General features: G+C 46.3%; 13 protein-coding genes, 1 tRNA gene, 3 rRNA genes, 1 pseudogene and 1 riboswitch. Of the genes and pseudogenes, 16 read left to right on the top strand and 2 right to left on the bottom strand.

Annotated features, from left to right (window positions below):
* The first annotated feature begins 135 nt into the window (after positions 1 to 135).
* The 6 genes from ABDB91_RS16025 (at position 136) to rrf (ending at position 10,501) form a co-directional block, all read left to right on the top strand.
* Positions 136 to 1,686: a long-chain-fatty-acid--CoA ligase gene (locus ABDB91_RS16025; protein ID WP_347488687.1), complete on the top strand. Its 1,551-nt coding sequence runs from the start codon at positions 136 to 138 to the stop codon at positions 1,684 to 1,686.
* 79 nt (positions 1,687 to 1,765) lie between these two features.
* Positions 1,766 to 3,418, top strand: coding sequence for a fatty acyl-CoA synthetase (locus ABDB91_RS16020; RefSeq protein WP_347488686.1), 1,653 nt, complete (start codon positions 1,766 to 1,768; stop codon positions 3,416 to 3,418).
* Between the two features lie 684 nt (positions 3,419 to 4,102).
* Positions 4,103 to 4,287: riboswitch (cobalamin riboswitch) on the top strand.
* 1,130 nt (positions 4,288 to 5,417) lie between these two features.
* Positions 5,418 to 6,951 (top strand): 16S ribosomal RNA (locus tag ABDB91_RS16015).
* 115 nt (positions 6,952 to 7,066) lie between these two features.
* A tRNA-Ile gene (locus ABDB91_RS16010) sits at positions 7,067 to 7,143 on the top strand.
* 81 nt (positions 7,144 to 7,224) lie between these two features.
* Positions 7,225 to 10,173: ribosomal RNA gene (locus ABDB91_RS16005) — 23S ribosomal RNA — on the top strand.
* A 213-nt stretch (positions 10,174 to 10,386) separates the two neighbouring features.
* A 5S ribosomal RNA gene (gene rrf, locus ABDB91_RS16000) occupies positions 10,387 to 10,501 on the top strand.
* The 16S, 23S and 5S rRNA genes sit together here with 1 tRNA gene alongside, the layout of an rRNA operon.
* Positions 10,502 to 10,631: 130 nt before the next feature.
* Here the strand turns inward: rrf and ABDB91_RS15995 are convergent.
* Positions 10,632 to 12,230 carry a diguanylate cyclase gene (locus ABDB91_RS15995; RefSeq protein ID WP_347488685.1) on the bottom strand — a complete coding sequence of 533 codons (1,599 nt, stop codon included), beginning with the start codon at positions 12,228 to 12,230 and terminating at the stop codon, positions 10,632 to 10,634.
* Positions 12,231 to 12,896: 666 nt separating this feature from the next.
* On the opposite strand from ABDB91_RS15995, the gene ABDB91_RS15990 reads away from it, so the two are divergent.
* Positions 12,897 to 13,085 (top strand): hypothetical protein, encoded by a 189-nt coding sequence (locus ABDB91_RS15990; protein ID WP_347488684.1) that lies wholly within the window; start codon positions 12,897 to 12,899, stop codon positions 13,083 to 13,085.
* Between the two features lie 501 nt (positions 13,086 to 13,586).
* Positions 13,587 to 15,014, top strand: a pseudogene (ltrA, locus tag ABDB91_RS15985) (group II intron reverse transcriptase/maturase).
* A 56-nt stretch (positions 15,015 to 15,070) separates the two neighbouring features.
* On the opposite strand, the gene ABDB91_RS15980 reads toward ltrA, so the two are convergent.
* Positions 15,071 to 15,307 carry a hypothetical protein gene (locus ABDB91_RS15980; RefSeq protein ID WP_347488683.1) on the bottom strand — a complete coding sequence of 79 codons (237 nt, stop codon included), beginning with the start codon at positions 15,305 to 15,307 and terminating at the stop codon, positions 15,071 to 15,073.
* Positions 15,308 to 15,578: 271 nt separating this feature from the next.
* On the opposite strand from ABDB91_RS15980, the gene ABDB91_RS15975 reads away from it, so the two are divergent.
* From ABDB91_RS15975 to ABDB91_RS15940, 8 genes are all read left to right on the top strand, one after another.
* Positions 15,579 to 16,667: a DUF6076 domain-containing protein gene (locus tag ABDB91_RS15975; RefSeq protein WP_347488682.1), complete on the top strand. Its 1,089-nt coding sequence runs from the start codon at positions 15,579 to 15,581 to the stop codon at positions 16,665 to 16,667.
* Between the two features lie 114 nt (positions 16,668 to 16,781).
* On the top strand, positions 16,782 to 17,243 hold the full coding sequence (locus ABDB91_RS15970) for an RNA polymerase sigma factor (RefSeq protein ID WP_347488681.1): 462 nt from the start codon (positions 16,782 to 16,784) through the stop codon (positions 17,241 to 17,243).
* Positions 17,236 to 17,988, top strand: coding sequence for a hypothetical protein (locus ABDB91_RS15965; RefSeq protein ID WP_347488680.1), 753 nt, complete (start codon positions 17,236 to 17,238; stop codon positions 17,986 to 17,988). The genes ABDB91_RS15970 and ABDB91_RS15965 overlap by 8 nt, the downstream gene beginning before the upstream one ends.
* Positions 17,961 to 18,827, top strand: a complete 867-nt coding sequence (locus tag ABDB91_RS15960; RefSeq protein WP_347488679.1) for an ABC transporter ATP-binding protein — start codon at positions 17,961 to 17,963, stop codon at positions 18,825 to 18,827. Before ABDB91_RS15965 ends, ABDB91_RS15960 begins: the two co-directional genes overlap by 28 nt.
* Positions 18,827 to 20,044 carry an ABC transporter permease gene (locus ABDB91_RS15955; protein ID WP_347488678.1) on the top strand — a complete coding sequence of 406 codons (1,218 nt, stop codon included), beginning with the start codon at positions 18,827 to 18,829 and terminating at the stop codon, positions 20,042 to 20,044. The genes ABDB91_RS15960 and ABDB91_RS15955 overlap by 1 nt, the downstream gene beginning before the upstream one ends.
* A gap of 579 nt (positions 20,045 to 20,623) precedes the next feature.
* Positions 20,624 to 22,318, top strand: a complete 1,695-nt coding sequence (locus ABDB91_RS15950) for a sigma 54-interacting transcriptional regulator (RefSeq protein ID WP_347488677.1) — start codon at positions 20,624 to 20,626, stop codon at positions 22,316 to 22,318.
* A 299-nt stretch (positions 22,319 to 22,617) separates the two neighbouring features.
* The gene (locus ABDB91_RS15945; protein WP_347488676.1) at positions 22,618 to 22,902 is read left to right on the top strand and encodes a UxaA family hydrolase; all 285 of its coding nucleotides are present in this window, start codon (positions 22,618 to 22,620) and stop codon (positions 22,900 to 22,902) included.
* A gap of 105 nt (positions 22,903 to 23,007) precedes the next feature.
* Positions 23,008 to 24,180: a UxaA family hydrolase gene (locus ABDB91_RS15940; protein ID WP_347488675.1), complete on the top strand. Its 1,173-nt coding sequence runs from the start codon at positions 23,008 to 23,010 to the stop codon at positions 24,178 to 24,180.
* Positions 24,181 to 24,193: the final 13 nt, after the last annotated feature.

Below are 24,193 nucleotides of genomic sequence, written 5' to 3'. Positions count from 1 at the left end.
CAGCGATGCGTATGATGCATAGTTAAAAAATAAAAAGGGGCGTATTATTTTCTATGACATATAAGACTGTTTTTGCAGGAGGGCACGCCGGGCACTCGGATCGGAATCCAGGTGTGGGCTGTGTAACTGTCACCAATGTTAACTATTAGCAGCATTCTGGAGTTGTCTGCAGCAAAATACCCGGATCGGCCGGCTTTAATTTATCCGGCTAAGTACCAGCGGTTTACTTATCGGGAATGGAACGATCAGGTTAATCGTATGGCCAACGGTCTGTTGAAGCTGGGCATTGCTAAGGGGGACCGGGTATCGACGTTTTTAGGCAATACCGGCGAATTGGTAAGTACTCTATTTGCGACAGCCAGAGTGGGTGCGGTTGCAAATCCCATTAACTGTCAGTTGAGTCCCGCTGAACTGGCTTTTATTTTAAACGATGCCGAGTCACGGGCATTGGTCTATGGCGCGGATGAGCGGGAAAGGGTGCTTAAGGCTCGCGCCAAAATAAAAACGGTGGAACATTTTATATATGTGGATGAACAGCCGCCGGATTATACCGTGCCTTATTATCAGCTGCTTCAGGAACAGCCGGATTATCGCCCGCAAGCACAGGTGCTTGAAAATGACTGGTATTCTATAATCTATACCAGCGGCACAACAGGCAAACATAAAGGGGTTATCCACAGGCATCGGGATATTGTCGAGCACAGTATGTGCATGATCGCCACTCAGCAGCTGACTTATCAAGACCGTGGTTTATCCGTGGCACCGCTGTATCACTCAGCCGAACTGCATTGCTTTTTTATGCCGCGGGTGCATGCGGGTGCCGCCAACATTATTCATAAAACCTTCAGCACTCAGAGTGTGTTCCAAGTTTTAGAGATAGAAAAAATTACGGTTATGTATGCCGATCCGTCCAGGTGGAAAGCTCTTGTGGAACAGGTCGGCCAGCGCCGCTTGCCGTGGTTTCGCCTTTTAATGAGCGGCGGTGCCCCAATGCCTCCGGATTTAACGGTGCAGTGTCAGCAATCCCTGCAAACTAAAATGATTCATTATTACGGCATGACTGAGATGGGACCGGTCATATCCGTTCTGCTTCCCCATGAACAAGCCGATAAGCTTGGATCGGTCGGTAAGCCGCTTATTAATCACGATATTAGAGTAGTGCGCATGGATGATGTTTACCCCTCTCAGCCGGAGGACATTGTGGAAGCCGGTCATAAGGGGGAGATTATTGTTCGAGGCACGGGCATGATGCAGGGATACTATAACCGGCCGGAAATGACTGCCCGAGTGTTGTATGGAGGTTGGTACCACACAGGAGATATCGGGTACATTGACAGGGAAGGTTATTTGTGGCTGGTTGACCGTTATGATGATTGCATTTTTTGGGGAGTGGATAATATTTATCCCCGGGAAATTGAAGAGGTGTTGATTGAACATCCGGATATTCAGGAAGCGGCTGTGGTCGGGGTGGACAGCTGGCGGGGAATTGAAATCACAGCATTTATTGTGAGTAATAATATATCTCTTACCGCGGGGGATATTGAAGTTTTTCTTAGAGAAAGTGATAAGCTTGCACACTTTAAAATTCCCGGAGCATATAAGTTTGTCAGTGAACTGCCCAGAGGAACAACCGGCAAAGTTCAAAGACGTTTGTTGGCTAAACGTATTAAAAAAACAATTCGCTGATTGAATTTGTTTCTACGTGGTGAATATTTTAAAAATTTCATATATATAAAATATTGCACATATTGAGGGGGATCCATTTATGTTTTTATTAACTGACCGGGAGAAAGAAAAGTTTAACGTGATTAATAAGGAAAACCTGGATTTCATCCGCAGTCGTTATAATAAGGTTAATCGCTGGGTAATTGCCGATATGGTTTGTCGCAGTGCCTATCGTTATCCCAATAAGCCGGCCTTGATCTTCAATGATAAAACCCTAACCTATACCCAACTGGAAGAAGAGTGCAATCGGTTTGCCAATGCCCTGCTGCATTTGGGATTGCAAAAGTATGATCGGGTGGCTATATTAGCGCATAATACCATTCATCACGTAATCACCTGGCTAGGTACCGCCAAAGCAGGGGGCATCTATTTGGCAGTTAATTATCTGTTAAGAGATAAAGACATCAGCTTTTGTATTAATCACTCGGAAAGTAAAGTTTTTATTGTAGAGGATGCTTTATATGATTTAGTAAAGGACGTTATTGACGATATGCCTGCTGTCAAAACTTTTATATGGTCAAATCAGGGGAAAGGGGAGATCGCTCCCGTTGGTTTTGCCGATTATGATAGCTGGTACAGCCAATACCCGGCCAGTGAGCCTGATGTAGAATTAAATATTGAGGACCCGGTGCAAATGACTTACACAAGCGGTACAGAGACTTTGCCCAAGGGGGTTATACTTACCAACCAATCACTTATTGCGGAATATACAGGCTGTATTATTGACGGGCAGTATCATACCGATGATGTTAACCTCAATGCATTGCCTATTTTTCACTGTGCTCAGCGGGATTGCTTCCTTAACCCCTGTCTTATGCTCGGGGCAACCAACCTACTTTTGCTGCAAGCGGATCCCAGGCAAATAATGGAGTATATTGAGAATTATAAAGTAACCATGTTCTTTGCGCCACCTACCGTATGGATCGGATTGCTTAGACATCCCGATTTTGAAAAATACAACCTCGATAGCATTACCAAAGGATATTACGGCGCTTCCATAATGCCGGTGGAAGTGCTGAAAGAAATTCAGAGAAGACTGCCCAACTGCCGGGATTTTTACAACTACTATGGGCAAACGGAGCTAAGCCCCTATCATACCGTATTAAAACCCCGCTACCAAATGTCTAAGGCCGGTTCGGCAGGGCAGGGCGGTTTAAATATGGAAACCCGTATTCAAGATGACGAGCACCGGCATATTGCAGTTTCTAATGTACCCGGCGAGATTTGCGGTCGGGGGCCACATACTATGTTGTTTTATTTGAAGGAGGCTGAAAAGACAGATGCCACTTTGGCCAACGGTTGGTTCCATAGTGGTGATATCGGTATTTTAGATGATGATAATTTTGTGTCGGTTATCGACCGTAAGAAGGATATGATCAAAACCGGGGGTGAGAATGTTCCCACCCGTGAAGTTGAAGAAGTCATATATTTAGATCCTCGCGTATCTGAGGTGGCGGTGGTGGGCCTATCCCATGACATATGGGTGGAAGGAGTTACCGCTATCGTGGTGCCTAAAGAAGGCGAGACTATCGCAAAAGAGGAAATCATTGATTTGTGCAAGAAAAACCTGGCTGGCTTTAAAGTACCCAAAGGGGTTATATTTATTAAACAATTGCCTAAAACCCCCAGCGGTAAAATTTTAAAAAGGGATTTGAGGCAGGAATATAAAAATTTTTACCAAAGCAAGCTGTAAGGTCATTGGCTGGTTGCAGTAAATAGTTGGGGTTCTCGGAGTGCCCGATGCTGAATAAGTTGATGGTACAAGATTCCACCTATATTTTTTTACAAAACAGCCATAATACTAGCGTAAGGTCCGTAATGGCCGGGACAAGATTGCTGCAGGACTTAAAGGCTCTGTAACAGTCGACTAAAGGTTAATACCGGGTCTGGTCGGCTCGATATTAGCCGGCGGGCGGATTGATAACGTTCCGGTAGGCTGTATGGCAGTCTATATTGATTATCATATAGTCTAAGGGATGTTTATCGATCGAGTTAAGATTATTATGGATGTCGAAAAAACAATTATCTTACCCGCATGTTAATTGTTTGGGTTTGTAGTAGTCGAGAGATTGCTGCAAGCTTATTAGGTATCCATAGTGGTTGAGCAAAGATCATATGAGTGTCGAAATGGCTTGTGGCAGCTTAAGAGGCTGTTATGGGCCGCATAGATGTTCATGGTGGTTGTAGCGCAGGTCATTACGGGCTTATAACATAGAAGCCTTCCTTCCTTGTGGATGGAAGGCTTCTTACTGTTAAGCGATATATGGAGATGCTTTTGAAAAACGGTTATCCCTTATGATAAGGTAATTTTGTCGGCTGATTGATAACTTTTTGTGGACAATACCTATAAATACTGATATAATCCTGTAAAGCAAGTTAATTGAATAATACTCAGGGTGCCTTGCAATAGGGGTAAAAGGGAACCAGGTGTAATTCCTGGACGGTCCGGCCACTGTAAATGGGAAGCCGTTTTCATAAGCCACCGGAATGTATATTTCCGGGAAGGCGAAAACAGGTGATGATCCATAAGTCAGGAAACCTGCCCGGGTAGTTTGTATGCATTAACCTTCCGCGGAGAGGAATGTGCTACCGTTAAGTATGGTATTTGCGCAGGTCATAGTTTCTTCGGGGAGGAAACTATGACCTTTTTTGTTAAACCCACTCCATACTCTGGGGGTTAATTATATACCCTATTAATTCGGCGGAACAACCGCCGTTCTTTTTTTTTTGGAGGTAAACTCCAGCACAGCTTTTGCGAGAGGCGACAGGTTATTACGGATAGCATACGGGATGTTTTTTATACACAGCGTTCGCATAAAGGCGGAAGGGGCTGTTGCACAACGGACTAAATAGTTCATAGTGCGGCAGCCTTTTGTAAAGATACCGGATTATTATCGAAATAATTGGCTGTATCCGGAAAGGGGAGCGTCGCTCACTACTCTAAGAAAGTAGTTTTGCGACACTCCCCGATGCAGTATTTCTCTCCCGAGGATTAATTAGGAGGGCTTAGTTCGGTGGGAAATGCTACGGTGGGTACTCCTGTGGCTAATAGCGAGTAGCCGGTTAGTATTCCGGGTCATACAATTTGATCTTTTGATCCCCGTATATTTTGCGCCACTCATGTGCTGAATGACCGGGGAAGAAGCACAACAGCTGTATTGCAGATCTAACCGCGCCGAATGTATATAAAAAGCGCTGTCCGGAAAATAAAACTACACAATACCTATTGCCAAGTAAAAAAAAATGTGCTATATTATCAAATGTCGCCGTTATCATAGCGACGAAAAAAGGAATCGCAGAGCAGTGCTGGCAAATAGCAGATAAACCACTAAATAAACTAGGAATTGCCATTGACACCGCTCGGCATAAAGTGATATAATCTATTTTGTCGGTGTAAGAAAGACACTGCGTGATCCTTGAAAACTAAACAGTGCAAAGAGATGGAAACGGACGCCGGACGTGGTTGGTTATTAATAACCGAGCCAAGCGACGGCGGCCAATCAAACCTCGTCAAACGAAGCTAAAAGCCAAAGCCAAACAGCAGCGGTTTTTAGCAAACGAATAAACGAGTAAATCATAAAACGAGCAGATTAAACTCACTTAAAAAGCAAACGGGCACAAGCTGCTATAAAGTCATCCAGCCCAATAAGGCTGGGCAGCCTAAAGCAGACCAAACCCGCTTAGCATAAACTTTTATGGAGAGTTTGATCCTGGCTCAGGACGAACGCTGGCGGCGTGCTTAACACATGCAAGTCGAACGGGGTTTAGCGAGGAGTTTACTTCTTGCTAAACCAAGTGGCGGACGGGTGAGTAACGCGTGGATAACCTGCCCCATAGCCTGGGATAACGCCGGGAAACCGGTGCTAATACCGGATAAGTTCATCTGGTTGCATAACCGGATGAAGAAAGGTGCAAACCGCTACAGGATGGGTCCGCGTCCCATTAGCTTGTTGGTAGGGTAACGGCCTACCAAGGCCGCGATGGGTAGCCGGCCTGAGAGGGCGACCGGCCACACTGGAACTGAGACACGGTCCAGACTCCTACGGGAGGCAGCAGTGGGGAATCTTCCGCAATGGGCGCAAGCCTGACGGAGCAACGCCGCGTGAGTGATGAAGGTTTTCGGATTGTAAAACTCTGTCCAAAGGGAAGAAACAAATGACGGTACCTTTGGAGGAAGCCCCGGCTAACTACGTGCCAGCAGCCGCGGTAAAACGTAGGGGGCGAGCGTTGTCCGGAATTACTGGGCGTAAAGGGCGTGTAGGCGGCTTGCGCAAGTCAGTCGTGAAACCTATCGGCTTAACCGGTAGCTGTCGATTGAAACTGTCGGGCTTGAGTGCAGAAGAGGGGAGTGGAATTCCCAGTGTAGCGGTGAAATGCGTAGATATTGGGAGGAACACCAGTGGCGAAAGCGGCTCCCTGGCCTGTAACTGACGCTGAGGCGCGAAAGCGTGGGTAGCAAACAGGATTAGATACCCTGGTAGTCCACGCCGTAAACGATGGGTGCTAGGTGTTGGGGGTATCGACCCCTCCAGTGCCGCAGTTAACGCAATAAGCACCCCGCCTGGGGAGTACGGCCGCAAGGCTGAAACTCAAAGGAATTGACGGGGGCCCGCACAAGCGGTGGAGTATGTGGTTTAATTCGACGCAACGCGAAGAACCTTACCAGGTCTTGACATCTCCTGCCAGCTGTGGAAACACAGTCTTCTTCTTCGGGAGACAGGAAGACAGGTGGTGCATGGTTGTCGTCAGCTCGTGTCGTGAGATGTTGGGTTAAGTCCCGCAACGAGCGCAACCCCTACCTTTAGTTGCCATCAAGTGAGGTTGGGCACTCTAAAGGGACTGCCGTTGACAAAACGGAGGAAGGTGGGGATGACGTCAAATCATCATGCCCTTTATGATCTGGGCTACACACGTACTACAATGGCCGGTACAGACGGACGCGCAGCCGCGAGGTGAAGCGAACCCGAGAAAGCCGGTCCCAGTTCGGATTGCAGGCTGCAACTCGCCTGCATGAAGTCGGAATCGCTAGTAATCGCAGGTCAGCATACTGCGGTGAATACGTTCCCGGGCCTTGTACACACCGCCCGTCACACCACGAAAGTTGGCAACACCCGAAGCCGGTGAGTTAACCTGTAAAGGGAACAGCCGTCGAAGGTGGGGTCGGTAATTGGGGTGAAGTCGTAACAAGGTAGCCGTATCGGAAGGTGCGGCTGGATCACCTCCTTTCTAAGGAGATTATGTGGTGGTTACTGGTATAGCCATAACCCACCACCTAAATCCTAGGTCGGACATCTATATAAAACGCACTGTTTGGTTTTGAGGGACTAAATCCCCTCAATTGGGGCTTGTAGCTCAGCCGGTTAGAGCGCACGCCTGATAAGCGTGAGGTCGGTGGTTCGAGTCCACCCAGGCCCACCATGTTCCTTGAAAACTGCACAGCGAAAGCAAGCAAGTATAAGTAAAGCACAGGTAAAAAGCACAAGACGCCGAAGACCAAAAGGTCAAGCTAGAAAGAGCGTACGGTGGATGCCTGGGCGCTAAGGGCCGATGAAGGACGTGGTAAGCTGCGAAAAGCTACGGTGAGCCGCAAGCAGGCATAGACCCGTAGATCTCCGAATGGGGCAACCCGTTACCAGTAACGAGGTAACATCTTATGTTGAACACATAGACATAAGAAGGGCACCCGGTGAACTGAAACATCTAAGTAACCGGAGGAGAAGAAATCAACCGAGAACCCCCAAGTAGCGGCGAGCGAACCGGGGCCAGCCTAAACCTATTTCGCGTGCGGAATAGGGGTTGCGGGACTCTCACAACGGACTGACAACCTTAGCCGAACCCGCCAGGAACGGCGGGCCACAGAAGGTAACAGCCCTGTAGGCGAAAAGGCAAGTCAATTCAGAGAGCATCCCAAGTACCGCGGGACACGAGAAACCCCGTGGGAATCAGGGAGGACCACCTTCCAAGGCTAACTACCCTTAGCGACCGATAGTGCACAAGTACCGTGAGGGAAAGGTGAAAAGCACCCCGGGAGGGGAGTGAAACAGAACCTGAAACCGTACGCTTACAACCAGTCAAAGCACAATTAACGTGTAATGGCGTACTTTTTGTAGAACGGACCGGCGAGTTACCTTTAGCGTGCCAGGTTAAGGCTGATCAAGGCCGTAAACCGCAGCGAAAGCAAGTCTAAAAAGGGCGTCATAGTACGCTGAAGTAGACCCGAAACCGGGTGATCTACCCATGTCCAGAGTGAAGCGGGAGTAACATCTCGTGAAGGCTCGAACCAACCGTCGTTGAAAAGGCGGTGGATGAGGTGTGGGTAGGGGTGAAATGCCAATCGAACCCGGAGATAGCTGGTTCTCCCCGAAATAGCTTTAGGGCTAGCCTTGTACAAAATAGCCGGAGGTAGAGCACTGAATGGGCTAGGGGCCTTCACCGGTTACCGAACTCAATCAAACTTCGAATGCCGGACTATTAAAGTACAGGAGTCAGACTGCGGGTGCTAAGATTCGTAGTCGAGAGGGAAACAGCCCAGACCGCCAGTTAAGGTCCCTAAATCGTGCTAAGTGGCAAAGGATGTGAGGTTGCCCGGACAACCAGGATGTTGGCTCAGAAGCAGCCACCATTTAAAGAGTGCGTAATAGCTCACTGGTCAAGTGACCTTGCGCCGAAAATGTAACGGGGCTCAAGCACGGTACCGAAACTGCGGAATTCAGCAATGAATTGGTAGGGGAGCGTTCCCATTGGATAGAAGCTATACCGTAAGGAGTAGTGGACTGATGGGAAGTGAGAATGCCGGTATAAGTAAGCGCAAAGGCAGGTGAGAATCCTGCCCGCCGAAAACCTAAGGATTCCTGGGGAAGGCTCGTCCGCCCAGGGTAAGTCGGGCCCTAAGCCGAGGCTGAAAAGCGTAGGCGATGGACAATCGGTGGAGAATCCGATACCACCTTAAAGCCGTTATAAGGATGGGGTGACACAGCAGGGCAAGCCAAGCGCGCGGATGGAAAAGCGCGTCCAAGCTCGTAGGGCGAACCGCAGGCAAAACCGCGGTTCAAGAAGCCTGAGAAGTGACGGGGAGCGAAAACAAGTAGCGAAGTGGCTGCACCCAAACTGTCAAGAAAAACCTCTAACGAGGCTCTAAGGTGCCCGTACCGCAAACCGACACAGGTAGGTGGGGTGAGAATCCTAAGGCGCGCGAGAAAACCCTCGTTAAGGAACTCGGCAAAATGACCCCGTAACTTCGGGAGAAGGGGTACTCCATTAGTGTAAAGACATTAACTGTCAGAGCATGAAGGAGTCGCAGAGAAAAGGCCCAAGCGACTGTTTACCAAAAACACAGGTTCCTGCTAAATCGCAAGATGACGTATAGGAGCTGACGCCTGCCCGGTGCTGGAAGGTTAAGGGGAGAGGTTAGCGCAAGCGAAGCTTTAAACCGAAGCCCCAGTAAACGGCGGCCGTAACTATAACGGTCCTAAGGTAGCGAAATTCCTTGTCGGGTAAGTTCCGACCCGCACGAAAGGCGTAACGATTTGGGCGCTGTCTCAACGAGGGACTCGGCGAACTTGTAATGCCGGTAAAGATGCCGGCTACCTGCGACAGGACAGAAAGACCCCGTGGAGCTTTACTGCAGCTTGACATTGGATTTTGGTATTGCATGTACAGGATAGGTGGGAGGCTGAGAAGTTAGGGCGCCAGTCTTAACGGAGCCACCGTTGGGATACCACCCTTGTGATATTGAAATTCTAACACCGGAGCCTGAATCGGCTCCATGGACAGTGTCAGGTGGGCAGTTTGACTGGGGCGGTCGCCTCCCAAAAAGTAACGGAGGCGCCCAAAGGTTCCCTCAGCGCGGTTGGAAATCGCGCGGATAGAGTGTAAAGGCAAAAGGGAGCTTGACAGCGAGACCAACAAGTCGAGCTGGGACGAAAGTCGGGCTTAGTGATCCGGCGGCATTCGCGTGGAAGAGCCGTCGCTCAACGGATAAAAGCTACCCCGGGGATAACAGGCTTATCTCCCCCAAGAGTCCACATCGACGGGGAGGTTTGGCACCTCGATGTCGGCTCATCGCATCCTGGGGCTGTAGTAGGTCCCAAGGGTTGGGCTGTTCGCCCATTAAAGCGGTACGTGAGCTGGGTTCAGAACGTCGTGAGACAGTTCGGTCCCTATCCGTCGCAGGCGCAGGAAACTTGCGAGGAGCTGTCCCTAGTACGAGAGGACCGGGATGGACGGATCACTGGCGTACCAGTTATCGCGCCAGCGGTAGCGCTGGGTACCCAAATCCGGCCGGGATAAGCGCTGAAGGCATCTAAGCGCGAAGCCCCCCTCTAGATAAGGTTTCCCATCCAGTTAATGGAGTAAGACCCCTGGCAGACTACCAGGTAGATAGACCGGGCGTGCAAGCACAGCAATGTGTGCAGCGGACCGGTACTAATAGGTCGAGGACTTGACCTTAAATTCGGTGCTCTGATTTTGTTAATCGGAAGTTGGCGGTTGGTTGCCGCTAGGCGATAAACCAACCATACTGCTGCCGGATACAAGATGTATTTTACCTTGTTGAAATAAAACTTGCTCAGCTGTGCATTTTTGAGTGAACAATAAGTTAATAGGTTGGGTGCTTGGCACTTGAGATATTAACTTTATATCCCTGACAAGTTTATAAAGTTTTCCGGTGACCATACTGGAGAGGATACACCCGTTCCCATCCCGAACACGGAAGTTAAGCTCTTTGAGGCCGATGGTACTTGGGCATCTGCCCTGGGAGAGTAGGTCGTCGCCGGAATTAATTTTAAGTGAACCCCTCGGTTTTATGCCGGGGGGTTACCTGATTCAGTGTTGGGTAAAATTCGACCATGCAGCACAAACTGATTATGGTTTGGCTTGGGCTCGGCATCCATATGTATGCTTATGCACTAAAAAACAGCCTTATTTCTTCCGCTTTTTTTGGCTAAATACAGATAATTATCCGCTCTTTTTATTAAATCCTCTCTTTTCACGTTAGCCGTTGAGTAGTATGCCGCACCAACGCTGACTGTCAAGATACCACCCGGCTGTTTATCCTGAAACCTGAACTTATAATCTTCTACAGTTTTTCTGATCTTTTCCGCAGCTATTTTAATTCCCTTCTCTGAGGTATGGCAGCAAATAACGGCAAACTCTTCTCCGCCGTATCTGCATAATATATCCGTTGAATATAATGCCTTTTTAACAACCGTAACGATTGTTTGTAAAAGCTCATCTCCGGCCAGATGCCCATTGTTATCGTTATAGATTTTAAAATAGTCTATATCAAACATGATTAACCCAAAATTATTGATGCTATTGCCTGATTCCTGACCGTATACCTGCAGTCTGTTTACCAGGTCAATCTCCTGCTGTAATCTTTCATCAAAGAAATACCTATTATAAGACTGCGTCAGCCAATCTTGGGTTGCCAGACTCTGCAGTCTCTCATTGAGCTGCATAACCTCCTGCAAATTATTTTTATGCTCGGTAATATCCTGTTTTAAAATTATCGTTCCTATATGATTGCCGCTGTCATAAATGGGTGTGATTTTCACCATATAATAGACGATGGCTTCGCCCAGGGATTTGGGCATTTCAAAGCTCACCTTTTTTTGCTCACAAACTGCTTCGTCCAGGAATTCCATGAACCTCTTAACATTGAGATCGTCATAATTCTTTTTAATTATTGCCGCAATGCTGACTTTTCTAGATACCCCGGTAAAACTGCTTATAAAAGCTTTGTTGTAATCAATGATCTCAAAATCCTCATCAATCACCACATAGCTGTCAGAAATCAAATCAACAACTGTTTGCAAGGCGATGGGGATTACGTTCAGGAAATCGAACTTTACCGTGGCTATTATAAAAAAGCTAATGGTCACGGCAAAGGCGATATTTTCGATTGCCGTTGACCAATCAAAGATCTTAAATGTGCTGATTGTATCAATGATCAGTGAAATCATAATACCGATAAATATTAATGAGGATTGTTTGGAGAAAACGCCATAATTTTTTATGGAGAAAACCGCCAGGAAAGCCAAACCAATCCCTATACACAAATAGGAATATATCGTATGTACAGTAAAATAGATGCCAAAATTTTGCTTGGAGGGTATCAAGCTAAAGACAGCATAAAACAAGTGATGACTTTGATTCGTAAGCAGCACCACAATAGAGATGCTGGGAACGACAAACAGTAGTGCATGCTTCCATGTAAATTTTATTTTGGTTTGCGCAAATATTAGCCCGGTAAATAATATTGAAATTGATACGAGAATCGTACCCAAAAAGTACAGTCGCTCACAAATTGCCATTATCGATCGGGCATTGTCAAAAGTCGAATACAATAACACTGCGACATTCCATAGGAGCATGCTGGCTGTTATGCTTAAAACAGCATAATGGATTTGTTTTTTGGACGTTCTTTTCGCGACTAATAATAAGAAATATAATATAACCAATGTGGATAAAACCAATAGCAGATTAATGATATCGACATTGTCCAAAGTATAAAATCCTCCTCATACTTCGTCACTATGGCGGATGAAGCTTTATAGTATGTTAACCCGTTACGAGTTGTCATGACGTAATAAGCCTCTGTGTACTCTTTTGTTTCGAACAACATCGCAGACAACTCCCCTTCTCTCAACATCTTCTCTTTTTTCTTGCCGGAGTAGGGAGATGATCTGGAATGACATCTTGTATCACCCATTTTAATTTAACATAGGACTATCCAGTGTTCAATGCAAAAATAGGGATATTCGGAAAGATGGATTTTATTATGATGTGGGTCGGTAAATTCCCTTTCCTTCAAAAGCTGCTCCAAGTTCATTCCGGTCACCTCGACCATGTCATATCGGTGCTCCGATACAATATCAAATAAAAGCCTGTGAACAAGAAACAGCCTTTTATTTCTTGAAAACTTCCTCAGAAGGAAACATAATAAGCTCTAAGGCATTTCTTTGATTTGAGAGGAGCCCAATATGGAATATGTCAGTGTAAAAGAAGCGGCGGAGCTGTGTTTGTTATCGGTTTGAAGAATATGAAGTCGGCAAAATATCGAAATGATGAAATCAGCAGTGTTTTTCCAAAGCGGCCAACCCTATGGGAGAAACAGCTGAGAGCAAACGCACGGGCGCTGAAAATGAATTGCTATCGAGGAGGGAATGTTTATGGAGCTCTGGTTGGCGGTACTATTATTGATCGTATTCGCAGGCATTTTTTCGGCGCTCCTGTTCTATTCCTGCCGTGAGAAGAAAACACGCTTTATTGTCGGGTTCTGCATATTAGGCGCAATATTGCTTGCGCTTATCATTTACATTGCGCTGACATTTCTGTTTTTGGATGGGATTTCTTCCTAAATTATTTTATCCACAACATTGGGCTGCGATGTGAACAGATGGATATTCTGCGTGACTTCTTAATGACGAACAGTTTCGGCTGTCCGCTCTGCTTTTTGTGCGCCCGGCATGGGTGTAGTCTAACGGGTGCAAGTCCCGAGTGCGGATTGATAGTGCTAAGCACATAGCTAAAGGCAAGGGTGTTCACCGCGAGGTGGAATCTGAAGGAAGCCGGAGGCAAACTTCTGGTCTGACGAACAGGAATCACATCAGGCATATGTAGGCTGGGTAAGGTTGCAAAACAAACTGAAGCCCTAGACTATCCGGAAGCCTACGGTGTAAATGTGACAGATAGATGGAAGGAAAGACTGCGCTCTTACCCGGGGAGATCTCATGGACGTGAGGAGATAAACTTCAAATCACGGTTAAAACAAGATTTGTCATGAGAAGTCAGCAGATGCCATACTACCCAATGCAGTCGACGCCATTGGGGAAGGGCTGAACCTTAGGAGGTGATAGTAAATGAATGTTACCAAAGAAGGAACGAAGTGCAGCCAACTTCCAGCAGACAATAGTCATATGGAAGGCTCACCGCAAAAGAATAGTGCGGAACACGAAGGATATGCGGGAGTGCGTAATCCTCTGAGGATAACTGAAAACAACATTACCAACGCAGACATGTCGAAGGAGAGACTGCTTGAGGAAATCGTAGATAGAAACAACATGAACAGAGCGTACAAAAGAGTCAAATCAAACAAAGGTGCTCACGGAATCGATGGGATGGGAGTAGATGAACTTCTGCAATATCTCAAAGAAACCGGATGCCAACTCAGGCAATCAATCTAGGACGGAAAATACCGTCCTAACCCTGTTAGAAGGGTAGAGATACCAAAAGAAGACGGGAAGAAGAAAAGAAAACTGGGAATACCTACGGTGGTAGACCGAGTAGTACAACAGGCAATAGCTCAAGTACTAACACCGATATATGAGAAGCAATTTTTGGACAACAGCTACGGGTTTCGACCTGGGCGAAGTGCTCACCAAGCCATCAGGAAATGCCAAGAGAACATAGACGAAGGATATGATTATGTTATAGACATGGATTTGGAGAAATACTTCGATACAGTCAACCAAAGTAAACTGATAGAAGTGCTATCCAGAACCATAAAAGACGGGCGAGTAATATCCCTAATTCACAAATACCTGAGAGCGGGAGTAGTAATCAAGCACAGCTTCGAAGAAACGGAAATCGGCGTACCACAGGGCGGACCACTAAGTCCGATTCTTAGTAACATCATGCTAAACGAACTGGACAAAGAACTTGAAATAAGGGGGCACAGGTTCGTCCGCTATGCGGACGACCTGCTAATCTTTTGTAGAAGCAGAAGAAGTGCAAACCGCACATTTGAGAGCATACTTCCTCTTATCGAGAAGAAGCTATTCCTCAAAGTGAATAGAGAGAAAACGGTGGTCGACTACGTAGGAAAAGTGAAATTTCTTGGGTTTGCGTTCTACCGAGCAAAAGGCAAGGCAAGAGTTAGAATCCATCCGAAATCGGCTGCAAAAATGGAAAGTAGAGTGAAAGAGCTCACCTCCAGAAGTAACGGAATGGGCAGCGAACTTAGAGTAATGAAGCTCAGACGCTATATTATGGGGTGGGTTAACTACTTCAAGATAGCCGATATGAAGAGATTGTTGTCACAAACGGATGAATGGATGAGAAGACGTATTCGCATGATTTTCTGGAAACAGTGGAAACGGGTGAGAACAAGATTTAAAATGCTCAAATCGCTCGGGGTCCAAAAGCAGAAAGCCTGGGAGTACGCAAACACGAGGAAAGGCTACTGGAGAACCTCCAATAGCCCAATCCTATCCAAATCCCTCAGTAATGATGTACTCAAAGGGTTTGGGTTCCTATTCTTTTCAGAGTATCGACAAGTCACAGCGTAAACTAAGGAATCGCCGTGTACCGAACGGTACGCACGGTGGTGTGGGAGGTCGGCTACTCAACTAATGGGTAGCCTCCTACTCGATTTGCAAAGCACCGTCAGCTGGTTGAGGTTTCTGCCGAGAGCTTTCAGCTGACTGACCATTTCCGGAAGACTGTCGATGACGATAATCTTCCGGTTCAGAGCAGTGTCGATCATAAATTCCGAGGTTGTCCGGCCCGTCCGTTTTGCCCTGCCGATGATTGATGCCTTTTCCTGGGTTGTCATTCGGATGTCGAACCGTTCGCTTTTCATATACGCATTCGCTCCTTTCGTCATTACGGGGTGTGGGGCAGCGCCCCGCCTTTTATGCGTTAGGCGTACAGCCGAACGCTATGCTTGCCCCTCCCAACGGGAGGGTTTTCATACTGTGCATCGAACTCACCTCCTGCATGATAATGAATCGTAAATTAAAATTATTCATTCTTTGTGTTATCATTATCGTACAGACAAAATCCGGAGTACACAGGGAAGCGCAAATGACGGATTTTAACGGAATTCGATTATTTGCAGAAAGGAGAAAAGCATGGCGCAGTATCCGCACGTCCGGGTCTTTTACGGCAGCGATGGCTTGGTGCATTTCATGCCCTTTACTGACGCGGTCCATAACGGGCAGTATGCGGAAAAGCACATCGGGCAGGGATTAATTGACTTTGCAGAACTGGATTTGAGCGAGTACCGGCTGCGGTTGGACGCGGCGAAAGGTATTCCGCTCACAATAGAGCACTATCAGGAAATCCGAAACGCCGTTTACAATGTGGCCGAAACACTGAAGCATAAGCACAGCTATGCGTTCTTCTTTCTTGTAGGGCTGCTCAACAACATTTTGAAAACGCCTATCTACTACAAGGACGATATCGACGCCGAACAGCTCAAACAGCTTGCTGTCTGTTTGGAGGAATTGGAGCGTGTCATCGAGCTTCAGAAGGTTTTCCGGGAAGCGGTCGACGTGTGCCTGGACAGAGAAAACCGCCCGGACAAAATCATGTCCGAGCGGCTGTGTGAGTTTATGAAGGGGCACCCCGAGTTCGGGGACGCCGCGGTGAAAATGCAGTATGCGCTACTGCCAAAAAAGAAAGGTAAGGTGGATATCGATACGCTTCGGGATATCCATGACTGGAAGCTGACCGAACAGGATGACCTGCCGGAAATCATGCACCAGGGGGTTGAGGGCGTGAGCCTGATGCCCTACTACCTGATCGAGTATCTTGATGAGATGCTGTTCTTCGAATTTACCGAGATGCTGAAAAACGGGCAGTATGTGAAGCGGTGCAAGCTCTGCGGAAGGTATTTCGTGCTGGCCGATAAGCGCAAGCGGGATTTCTGCGACAGGCCGTACAAGGGCAAGCGAACCTGCAAGCAGGTGGGCGCCAAGTTGTTCTTTGAAAAAGGGATTGAAGCCGACACATATTTACAGCAATACCTCACCGAGTACAACAAGGTCTATTCCCGCCGGTACCGAGCGGCGGGGAAATATGCCGGGGAGCACAGTGGCAGGGATTTGACCGAGGAGCAGTTCAAAGCCTGGTCCGCCGCCGCCAGTCAGTCCCGGCGGGATTATGTGGAGGGCAAAATCTCCGGCGAGGAGATGCTGGCGAGGGTAAGATTGGATTGACTCCTTGATTTGATCATTAAGAATACCTGTTTCTTGGCATCAATGAAATATTTCTTATTCAACCCGCACATTTGAGTGCAATCCACCGTTAAACAATTGAGAGGAGGTTTTGAGGTGTCAATCGATATCAAAGAACAATACGATAAAATCTATCGCTATTGCTATTATAAGGTTGGCGATCCCTCTTTAGCGGAAGACCTGGCCCAGGAAACCTTCCTCAAATACTTTGCGCAGAGCTCCTACATAGAACGCGGCAAGTTGCTTGCATACCTTTATACCATCGCGCGAAATCTCTGCATGGACGCTTTCCGTAAAAAACAGCCTGGGGGTTTTCCCGATGAATTGCCCGATTACGATTCTATGGAAAGGCTGGAACTTAAAATCGCGGTGCGGCAGGCGCTGAAAACACTGCCGGAAAAGGAACGGGAGTTGCTGCTCCTGCGGTACGCAAACGAGCTTTCCGTCGGTGAGATTTCGGTGATCATGGGCATGTCCCGCTTCACTGTTTACCGCAGGATAAGTTCCGCACTGGCGGCCCTGAAAGCATTGCTCAGAGAGGGGGATTCCAATGAATAAAAAACTGAAAAACGCTCTGCGGTTATCCTTTGAAGCACCGGAGCCTGTGGATAAAAAGCGGTTTTTGGCGTCGCTGCGCTATCCCGAAATCACCCGCCGGGATTTCTTTCTCAGCCAGCTCGGCTATATCCGCAAACGGATCTGGGCGCTTTCCGTATTGATTGTACTCGCCGGCTGGGCAGTTGCATTCTTGTCCCCACTGTCTGCAAACTGGCATATTGAAATGGAAAAGATATGGATCATTTCCGCACTTCTGCCTTTTCTGGCACTGTTGACAGCTACGGAAATTTACCGCTCTGCCGCTTACCGCATGGCGGAACTGGAAATAAGCTGCCGGTTCAGCTTGCAGCAAATTATTATAGCACGCGCGGCCATTTTAGGCGGAGGAAATTTTCTTGTTCTGGCTATGCTGCTGGCCTTTATCAGCCGGGTATCGCCATACGGGCTGCTGCAGGCCGCAACGTACCTGCTTGCGCCTTATCTCATCACCTGCGGTGTTTGCCTGCTGATACTGAACAAAATTTACGGCAGAGAAAGCATATACGGCTGTGCCGCGGCGGCCTGCCTTGTCAGCATGACGAATGTTATATTCAGCACGACGATGCAGGTTCTCTATTCGAACACATTCCTGATTTACTGGATGCTTGTATTTGCCGCCGGCGCTTTGCTCGTCGGCATTCAGATACGGCGTCTTCTTAAACAAACGGAGGATAGAACATGGAACAGCTTACTCTTGACCGAGTGACAAAACACTATGGCAGTAAAATTGCCTGCGACCGTATTTCTCTGGATCTTCATCAAGGCGTGTACGGTCTGCTTGGAGCGAACGGCGCGGGGAAGACCACCCTGATGCGGATGATGTGCGGTGTGCTGGTTCCGACATTGGGGACGATTACTTTTAACGGGATTGATGTGAATCACGAGGATTATCGGGAAGCACTGGGGTATCTTCCGCAGGAATTTGGATACTATCCAGAGTTTACCGCACTGGACTTTATGCTGTACATTGCCACGCTTAAAGGGTTGCCAAAAGTCAGGGCATTGGAAAAATCACGGGAGCTGCTGGAACTGGTTTCTCTCGAAAAGGAAGCGAAAAAGAAGATCAAGACCTTTTCAGGCGGCATGAAGCAGCGGCTTGGCGTCGCACAGTCGATGCTGAACGACCCGAAGATCCTGATCTTGGATGAACCGACAGCCGGACTTGATCCCAAGGAACGGATACGCTTTCGCAATCTGATTTCCCGCCTCGGCGCCGACCGGATTGTGCTGCTTTCCACCCATATCGTTTCGGACGTGGAGCATATTGCCGATACGATTTTGGTGATGAAGGACGGCCAGATGATTCACCAGGGGACGCTGGAGGGAATCATCCAAACCATAACGGGCAAGGTTTGGGAGTGCGTTGTGCTGCAGACGGAGGCGGATGCATTGTGTGAAAAGTACCCCGTGATCAATTTGCGGCAAGAGAACCAAGATGTATCTTTGCGCCTGATCTGCGAGCATAAGCCATGCGATTCGGCGGTAAATGTGCAGGCTTCTTTGGAGGATCTTTACCTGTATTATTTCAGTGGGGTGAGCGGATAATGAGTAATTTCTGGAGTTTGGTGGGCTTTGAATATAAAAAGATATTGCGCAAAAGGAGCGTGCAGGCCGCACTTCTTTTGGCGGTGCTCGTTACCGCTTTCAGCGTCTGCGGCACGCTGCTCGGCAATTACTATGTCAATGGTGAAGTATACGAATCCAATTACGAGGCCATGGTCAGGGACAGGGCTTATGAACGCGCGCTTGCCGGACGTAAGCTTGATGAGAAGCTGATCGCGGAGGCGGTAAACGCCTACGCAAAAATTCCAGACAGCGACAGGTATTCGGACACCGTGGAATATCAGACGTTTGCGCGTCCATACAGCGCAGTTTATTCCCTTGTCCGCGCAATTTACAACATGGAGTCCGCTCCTTTCGGCATGACAGATTTTCAGACTTTGACTGAAGAGCGGGCCGATCAGCTTTACGAGGCGCGGCGCGATAAGCAGGTTAAGCTTGTGGAAGCGACGAATATGAGCGAACAAGCAAAGGATAGCGTGCTGGCTTTGGACGCGCAGATCGAAACACCCTTTACGATTGCCTATACGGACGGCTATGCGCGTTTTTTTGTTGCCATATACACATTCGGCCTGACAGCCGCCTTTGTCATGGCTATCTGCATTGCTCCGCTGTTTTCCGGCGAGTACGCTTCCGGCGCCGATCAACTCATTCTGGCTTCAAAGCATGGGAAAAACAAGCTCATCGGGGCCAAGCTGTTTACCGGATTTTCGCTGGCGGCGGCGATTTCCCTGGTACTTACCACAGTTGGTTATTTTCTTTCCCTGTTCCTCTTCGGCTTTGACGGCGCGGATGTTCCGCTGCAGCTTTATATGCCGATGTCGCCCTATCCCCTGACTATGAAACAAACGGCGCTGATCCTTGCTACCTGCGCTTTTTTTGCCTGCCTGATGACGGCGGCAATCACCATGCTGCTGTCCGCGCGGCTGAAATCACCGTTTGGCGTGATTATTCTTGTGGGCCTGCTGCTGATTGTGCCAATGTTCCTCTTTGTCCCAGAAACAAACATTACGCTGTACAATCTGTTTCATCTTCTTCCGACAAATATGATGGCCATCTGGGGAGCGGCCGCCGAAATTCAATACGAGCTGTTCGGATTGGTCATAAAGCCCTGCGTGTTTCTGCCGGTATTTGCGGCGGTAATAAGCATTCTGCTTACGCCGTTTGCCTACCGTTCCTTCAAAAAGCATCAAATTGTATAAACCAATACCGGGAGTAGCACTTAAGTGCTGCTCCCGGTTCGTATTCGGTTCACCTTTGGGGTAGGTTCACAATTTGTCCTTGTGACTACCCGCCTTTTATGCCGGGGGGTTTTTAATTAGCTCACCCTTGGGGTTTTGGGCCGGATCGAGCAGTGCAAATTCCCAATACTATATAAAAGGTAATCTGCTGGCCGGTCGAAATATAATAGAGAGTTAATAACACTACAAAGCAGTCTGAAAAAATGGTGAACATCGGGAGTAAAATATGTTATGATGGCAGTGGGATATAATTGTAAATTATTAAATCGGCAGGACTAATAGCGTATGAATTATTTTTTGGCCAACCAGCACTCCATGATTGGCAAATTTAACCCATTAATTTTGCCATGGTCAATGGCGCCGTTGATGAACTGATATGGTTCCGACAGTATTGCGGCAGTAAATATATAAGGAAAATTATAAATTTTACTGAGCGCGGGGATTAGTATGGCTTTCAATTCTCATTTTGATACTTAAAATATTCAGAATGATATACGAATTAAACTACGAAATAAGCGCTTGGGAAGGGGGGTGCGATATTTGCAGCAAGAAAGTTTAAAGCTGTTTTCTCAAAAGATTATCGAATTGTCATCAATAGTGGAAATGGATGTATGTGTAGTTAACTCTAATTTGGTGCGAATAATTGGTACTGGCAGATATTCGGGATTAATAAATGAAAAAGTAATGGAAAAATCGCTTTACAATAGATTATTTCAAAGCAGGGTAAAATATTTACTGGTAAAGCCCCGTGAAGATAAGGTTTGCAGCAGTTGTGAGTATCTGCATAATTGTTCTGGGTTGGTTCATCTTGCCGTTCCTTTCAAAGTTAAAAAACATAATATAATGTCATTATCATTTACTGCTGTAAAGGACCATTACAAAAAGGAGTTGTTAAATAATACCTCTTTATATTTACATTTAGTGGATTTTTTCAGTAAACAAATTGAAAAAGAATGGCGGGCACTAGATGATAAAGATGTAATTGATTGTAGAAAATCTATTCAATGCATTATCAATTTAATAGATAAAAATGTAATGGTTACGAAAAAAAATAACATATTATATATTAACGATAATTTGAAAAGGATACTTGGAATAAGTGAATATGATAACATTGATGGTGTTCGAAAAACTTTTTTTAGTAGTTTAAAAACAAGTGACAAAAATTTTCGGTTAACTGTTGATGTCTCTGGTGAAACGAGGTATTTTAGTGTATTCCCAAGGACTATAGACAAGATATTGGATTTGAAAGTTGTTTTTATAGAACCTGCCAATTCAAAAAACACAAGTTATTTTGATAACCAGGTATTTTATAGTCCAAATATTAAGAAGGCTATTGATATCGCAAAGAAGGTGTCCTCTTCGAATTCCACGATTCTGTTAGAAGGAGAAAGCGGCACCGGTAAGGAGGTCTTCGCTGATGGAATACACTATGAAAGTGATAGAGCACAAGGGAAATTTATTAGTGTTAACTGTGCCGCTGTACCGGAGGCACTATGTGAAAGTGAGTTCTTCGGATATGCGGAAGGAGCATTTACAGGAGCTAAAAAAGGTGGCAAAATAGGAAAATTTCAGGCTGCTGACAAAGGCACGCTTTTTTTGGATGAAATTGAGGAGATGCCGATTTCTATGCAGGCAAAATTGTTAAGAGTGTTGGAGACAAAAACCATTATACCTGTTGGTTCAAATAAGCAAGTTGATATTGGTGTCCGTATAATTGCCGCAACCAATAAAAACTTGGAAGATATGGTGAGCAAGGGTCTTTTTAGAAAGGACTTGTTTTATAGGCTCAACGTAATTAAGATCAACATTCCTCCGCTCCGTGAGAGGAAAGAAGATATAATTCCTTTAGCCAATTACTTTCTGAAAGGCTTTAGTATAAACAAGGGAGGAAGAATAATAGAACTGACTCCTGAAACCTGTGACTGCCTCATTAAATACTCGTGGCCCGGCAACATAAGGGAATTGAAAAATGCAATGGAATATGCGTTTTCAATATCTAGCAATACTTATATTGCTCCCGAGGACTTGCCAACTTATATAACTGAAGAAAGCAACGGTTTGTCTTCCAGTCTATACCAAATCGACACCATTAAAGACTTTGAATACAATGCTCTAAGAACTTGCATAGGGACTTATGGCCTCTCGGAAAAAGGGAAGAAGAAAATTGAAGAAAAACTGGGAATTAGTAGGGCCACATTATATAGAAAGCTAAAAAAATATAACTTAAGCTAGCCGTGTCTGTTGACGTCCAAATAGTATTTAAATAACCTGGTGATTAGATAGCTGCTCCTTTGGTTCTTTCTACGCCAGTTTGATAGCTGTTGGGGAACATGAAACCGGTATCATTGTGAGACATGATTCTCACAATGATACCGGTTTCATGTTTAGAAATCGTCGCATATGTCTCATTATGATAAAATTGCAGTTTGTATTCGCAAGAAATGTCAGACAACTTAAGTTATTTAGCTCCGGCATGAAAATTGCGTAACTTAAAAATGACAATAAAGTTCAGGGTTTGAGGAGGTGATGAATTGATCAAGGCAATTGTAATGAATGAAAGGGACAATGTAGCAACGGCTTTATGCGATATCACCGAAGGTTCAAGGCCGGTTATTGTTGGATCTAAGTCTGGGCAAGGAATCGTAGTCAAATCAGACATACCTTTTGGACATAAATTTGCACTTTGTAGGGTTCTTGAAAACACACTCATCATTAAATACGGTGAAGTAATAGGGGTAAGCACTTCTTTTATTGACGCTGGAGATTATGTGCATGTGCATAATGTCGAGAGTTTGAGAGGCAGGGGGGATCAATAAGCGGTTTAGGACAAGATCAAGATCCTTTTTCGATAAAACGGAGCAACAGAACGCGAAATTATGCTTTAGGTCGCCAATATAGTTGTTTTCAGCAGGAGGACAATCATGAATTTTTATGGATACCATAGAAAAGATGGAACTGTTGGTATCAGGAATTACCTTACTATTATATCCACAGTAATTTGTGCAAATGAAGTAGCGGAAGCAATTTCAAATAAAGTGAGAGATGCTGTCCCTATCTTGCATCCCCAGGGTTGCTGCCAGATGCCGATAGATTTAAAGAGGGTGACTTCTACTTTAGCCGGACTCGGGATAAATCCCAATGTGGGGGCTGTGCTGCTGGTAAGTCTTGGCTGCGAGGGCGTAAATCTGGAAGAGGTTGAAAACAAAATCAGACAAGCCGGCAAACCGGTTGAGAAGGTAATTATTCAGGAAATAGGGGGCATTTCAAAGGCTGTTGCAAAAGGCGTTGAATTGGCTGAATTAATGGCGGAAGAGTTGAATAAGCAAGAGAAAAAACCGGCCTCCATATCGGATCTGGTGGTTGGTGTAAAATGCGGTTCTTCGGACACACTTTCGGGTCTGCTTACAAATCCTATAGTAGGAATGGCAGTAGACAAAATAATAGACTGCGGCGGCAGAGTTATTTTTGGTGAAGTTACTGAAATGATTGGCGCTGAAAACCATCTCATCAGAAGAATAAAAAATCAGGAGATCAAAGACAAGATCATCAACTCGATTATCAACATGGAGAACAGGGCAAAAAGCGTTGGAGAGGATATGCGTGAGGGTCAGCCTACTCCCGGCAATATCAAGGGAGGCCTTACAACTATCGAAGAAAAAAGCCTGGGTGCGATTATAAAATCAGGCTCAAAGACTATAGATGATTTTATTGAGTATGGCGAGCAGGTAAGAGAAGGGAAACTGACTGTGATTGACAGCCCCGGAAGAGAGCCGGAACTGCTTACCGGACTGGCTGCCGCGGGAGCTCAAATCATCATATTTACGACCGGCAGAGGCGCGCCGCAGGGATACCCGATTTGCCCGGTGATAAAGGTAACGGCAAACCCAAGGACATGTGACAAGCTAAATGAACTTATTGATGTGGGCTTTACTATAAATGATAATGATGTTGTTGATATAGAATCGGTTTTCGATACCGACAGTAATAAATTACTTAGTTATTTTAATGAAGTGTGTAACGGGAGACTGAGCAAGGCGGAAATCAATAAATACAATAAATTCATAAATATTTATGTTACAGGGCCAGTAATCTGAATAGTGCGAATTG

Source organism: Desulfoscipio sp. XC116 (genome assembly GCF_039851975.1).
Taxonomy (GTDB): Bacteria; Bacillota; Desulfotomaculia; order Desulfotomaculales; family Desulfallaceae; genus Sporotomaculum.
Note: the sequence above shows the minus strand (reverse complement) of the source record. Positions and strands in the feature narration are given on the sequence as shown.

Excerpts from the sequence above, each read along its gene's own strand:
- ABDB91_RS15980 (WP_347488683.1), bottom strand. The coding sequence starts at position 15,307 with ATGAAAAGCGAACGGTTCGACATCCGAATGACAACCCAGGAAAAGGCA.
- ABDB91_RS15975 (WP_347488682.1), top strand. The coding sequence starts at position 15,579 with ATGGCGCAGTATCCGCACGTCCGGGTCTTTTACGGCAGCGATGGCTTG.
- ABDB91_RS16020 (WP_347488686.1), top strand. The coding sequence starts at position 1,766 with ATGTTTTTATTAACTGACCGGGAGAAAGAAAAGTTTAACGTGATTAAT.
- ABDB91_RS15965 (WP_347488680.1), top strand. The coding sequence starts at position 17,236 with ATGAATAAAAAACTGAAAAACGCTCTGCGGTTATCCTTTGAAGCACCG.
- ABDB91_RS16025 (WP_347488687.1), top strand. The coding sequence starts at position 136 with ATGTTAACTATTAGCAGCATTCTGGAGTTGTCTGCAGCAAAATACCCG.
- ABDB91_RS15955 (WP_347488678.1), top strand. The coding sequence starts at position 18,827 with ATGAGTAATTTCTGGAGTTTGGTGGGCTTTGAATATAAAAAGATATTG.
- ABDB91_RS15990 (WP_347488684.1), top strand. The coding sequence starts at position 12,897 with ATGGAGCTCTGGTTGGCGGTACTATTATTGATCGTATTCGCAGGCATT.
- ABDB91_RS15960 (WP_347488679.1), top strand. The coding sequence starts at position 17,961 with ATGGAACAGCTTACTCTTGACCGAGTGACAAAACACTATGGCAGTAAA.
- ABDB91_RS15940 (WP_347488675.1), top strand. The coding sequence starts at position 23,008 with ATGAATTTTTATGGATACCATAGAAAAGATGGAACTGTTGGTATCAGG.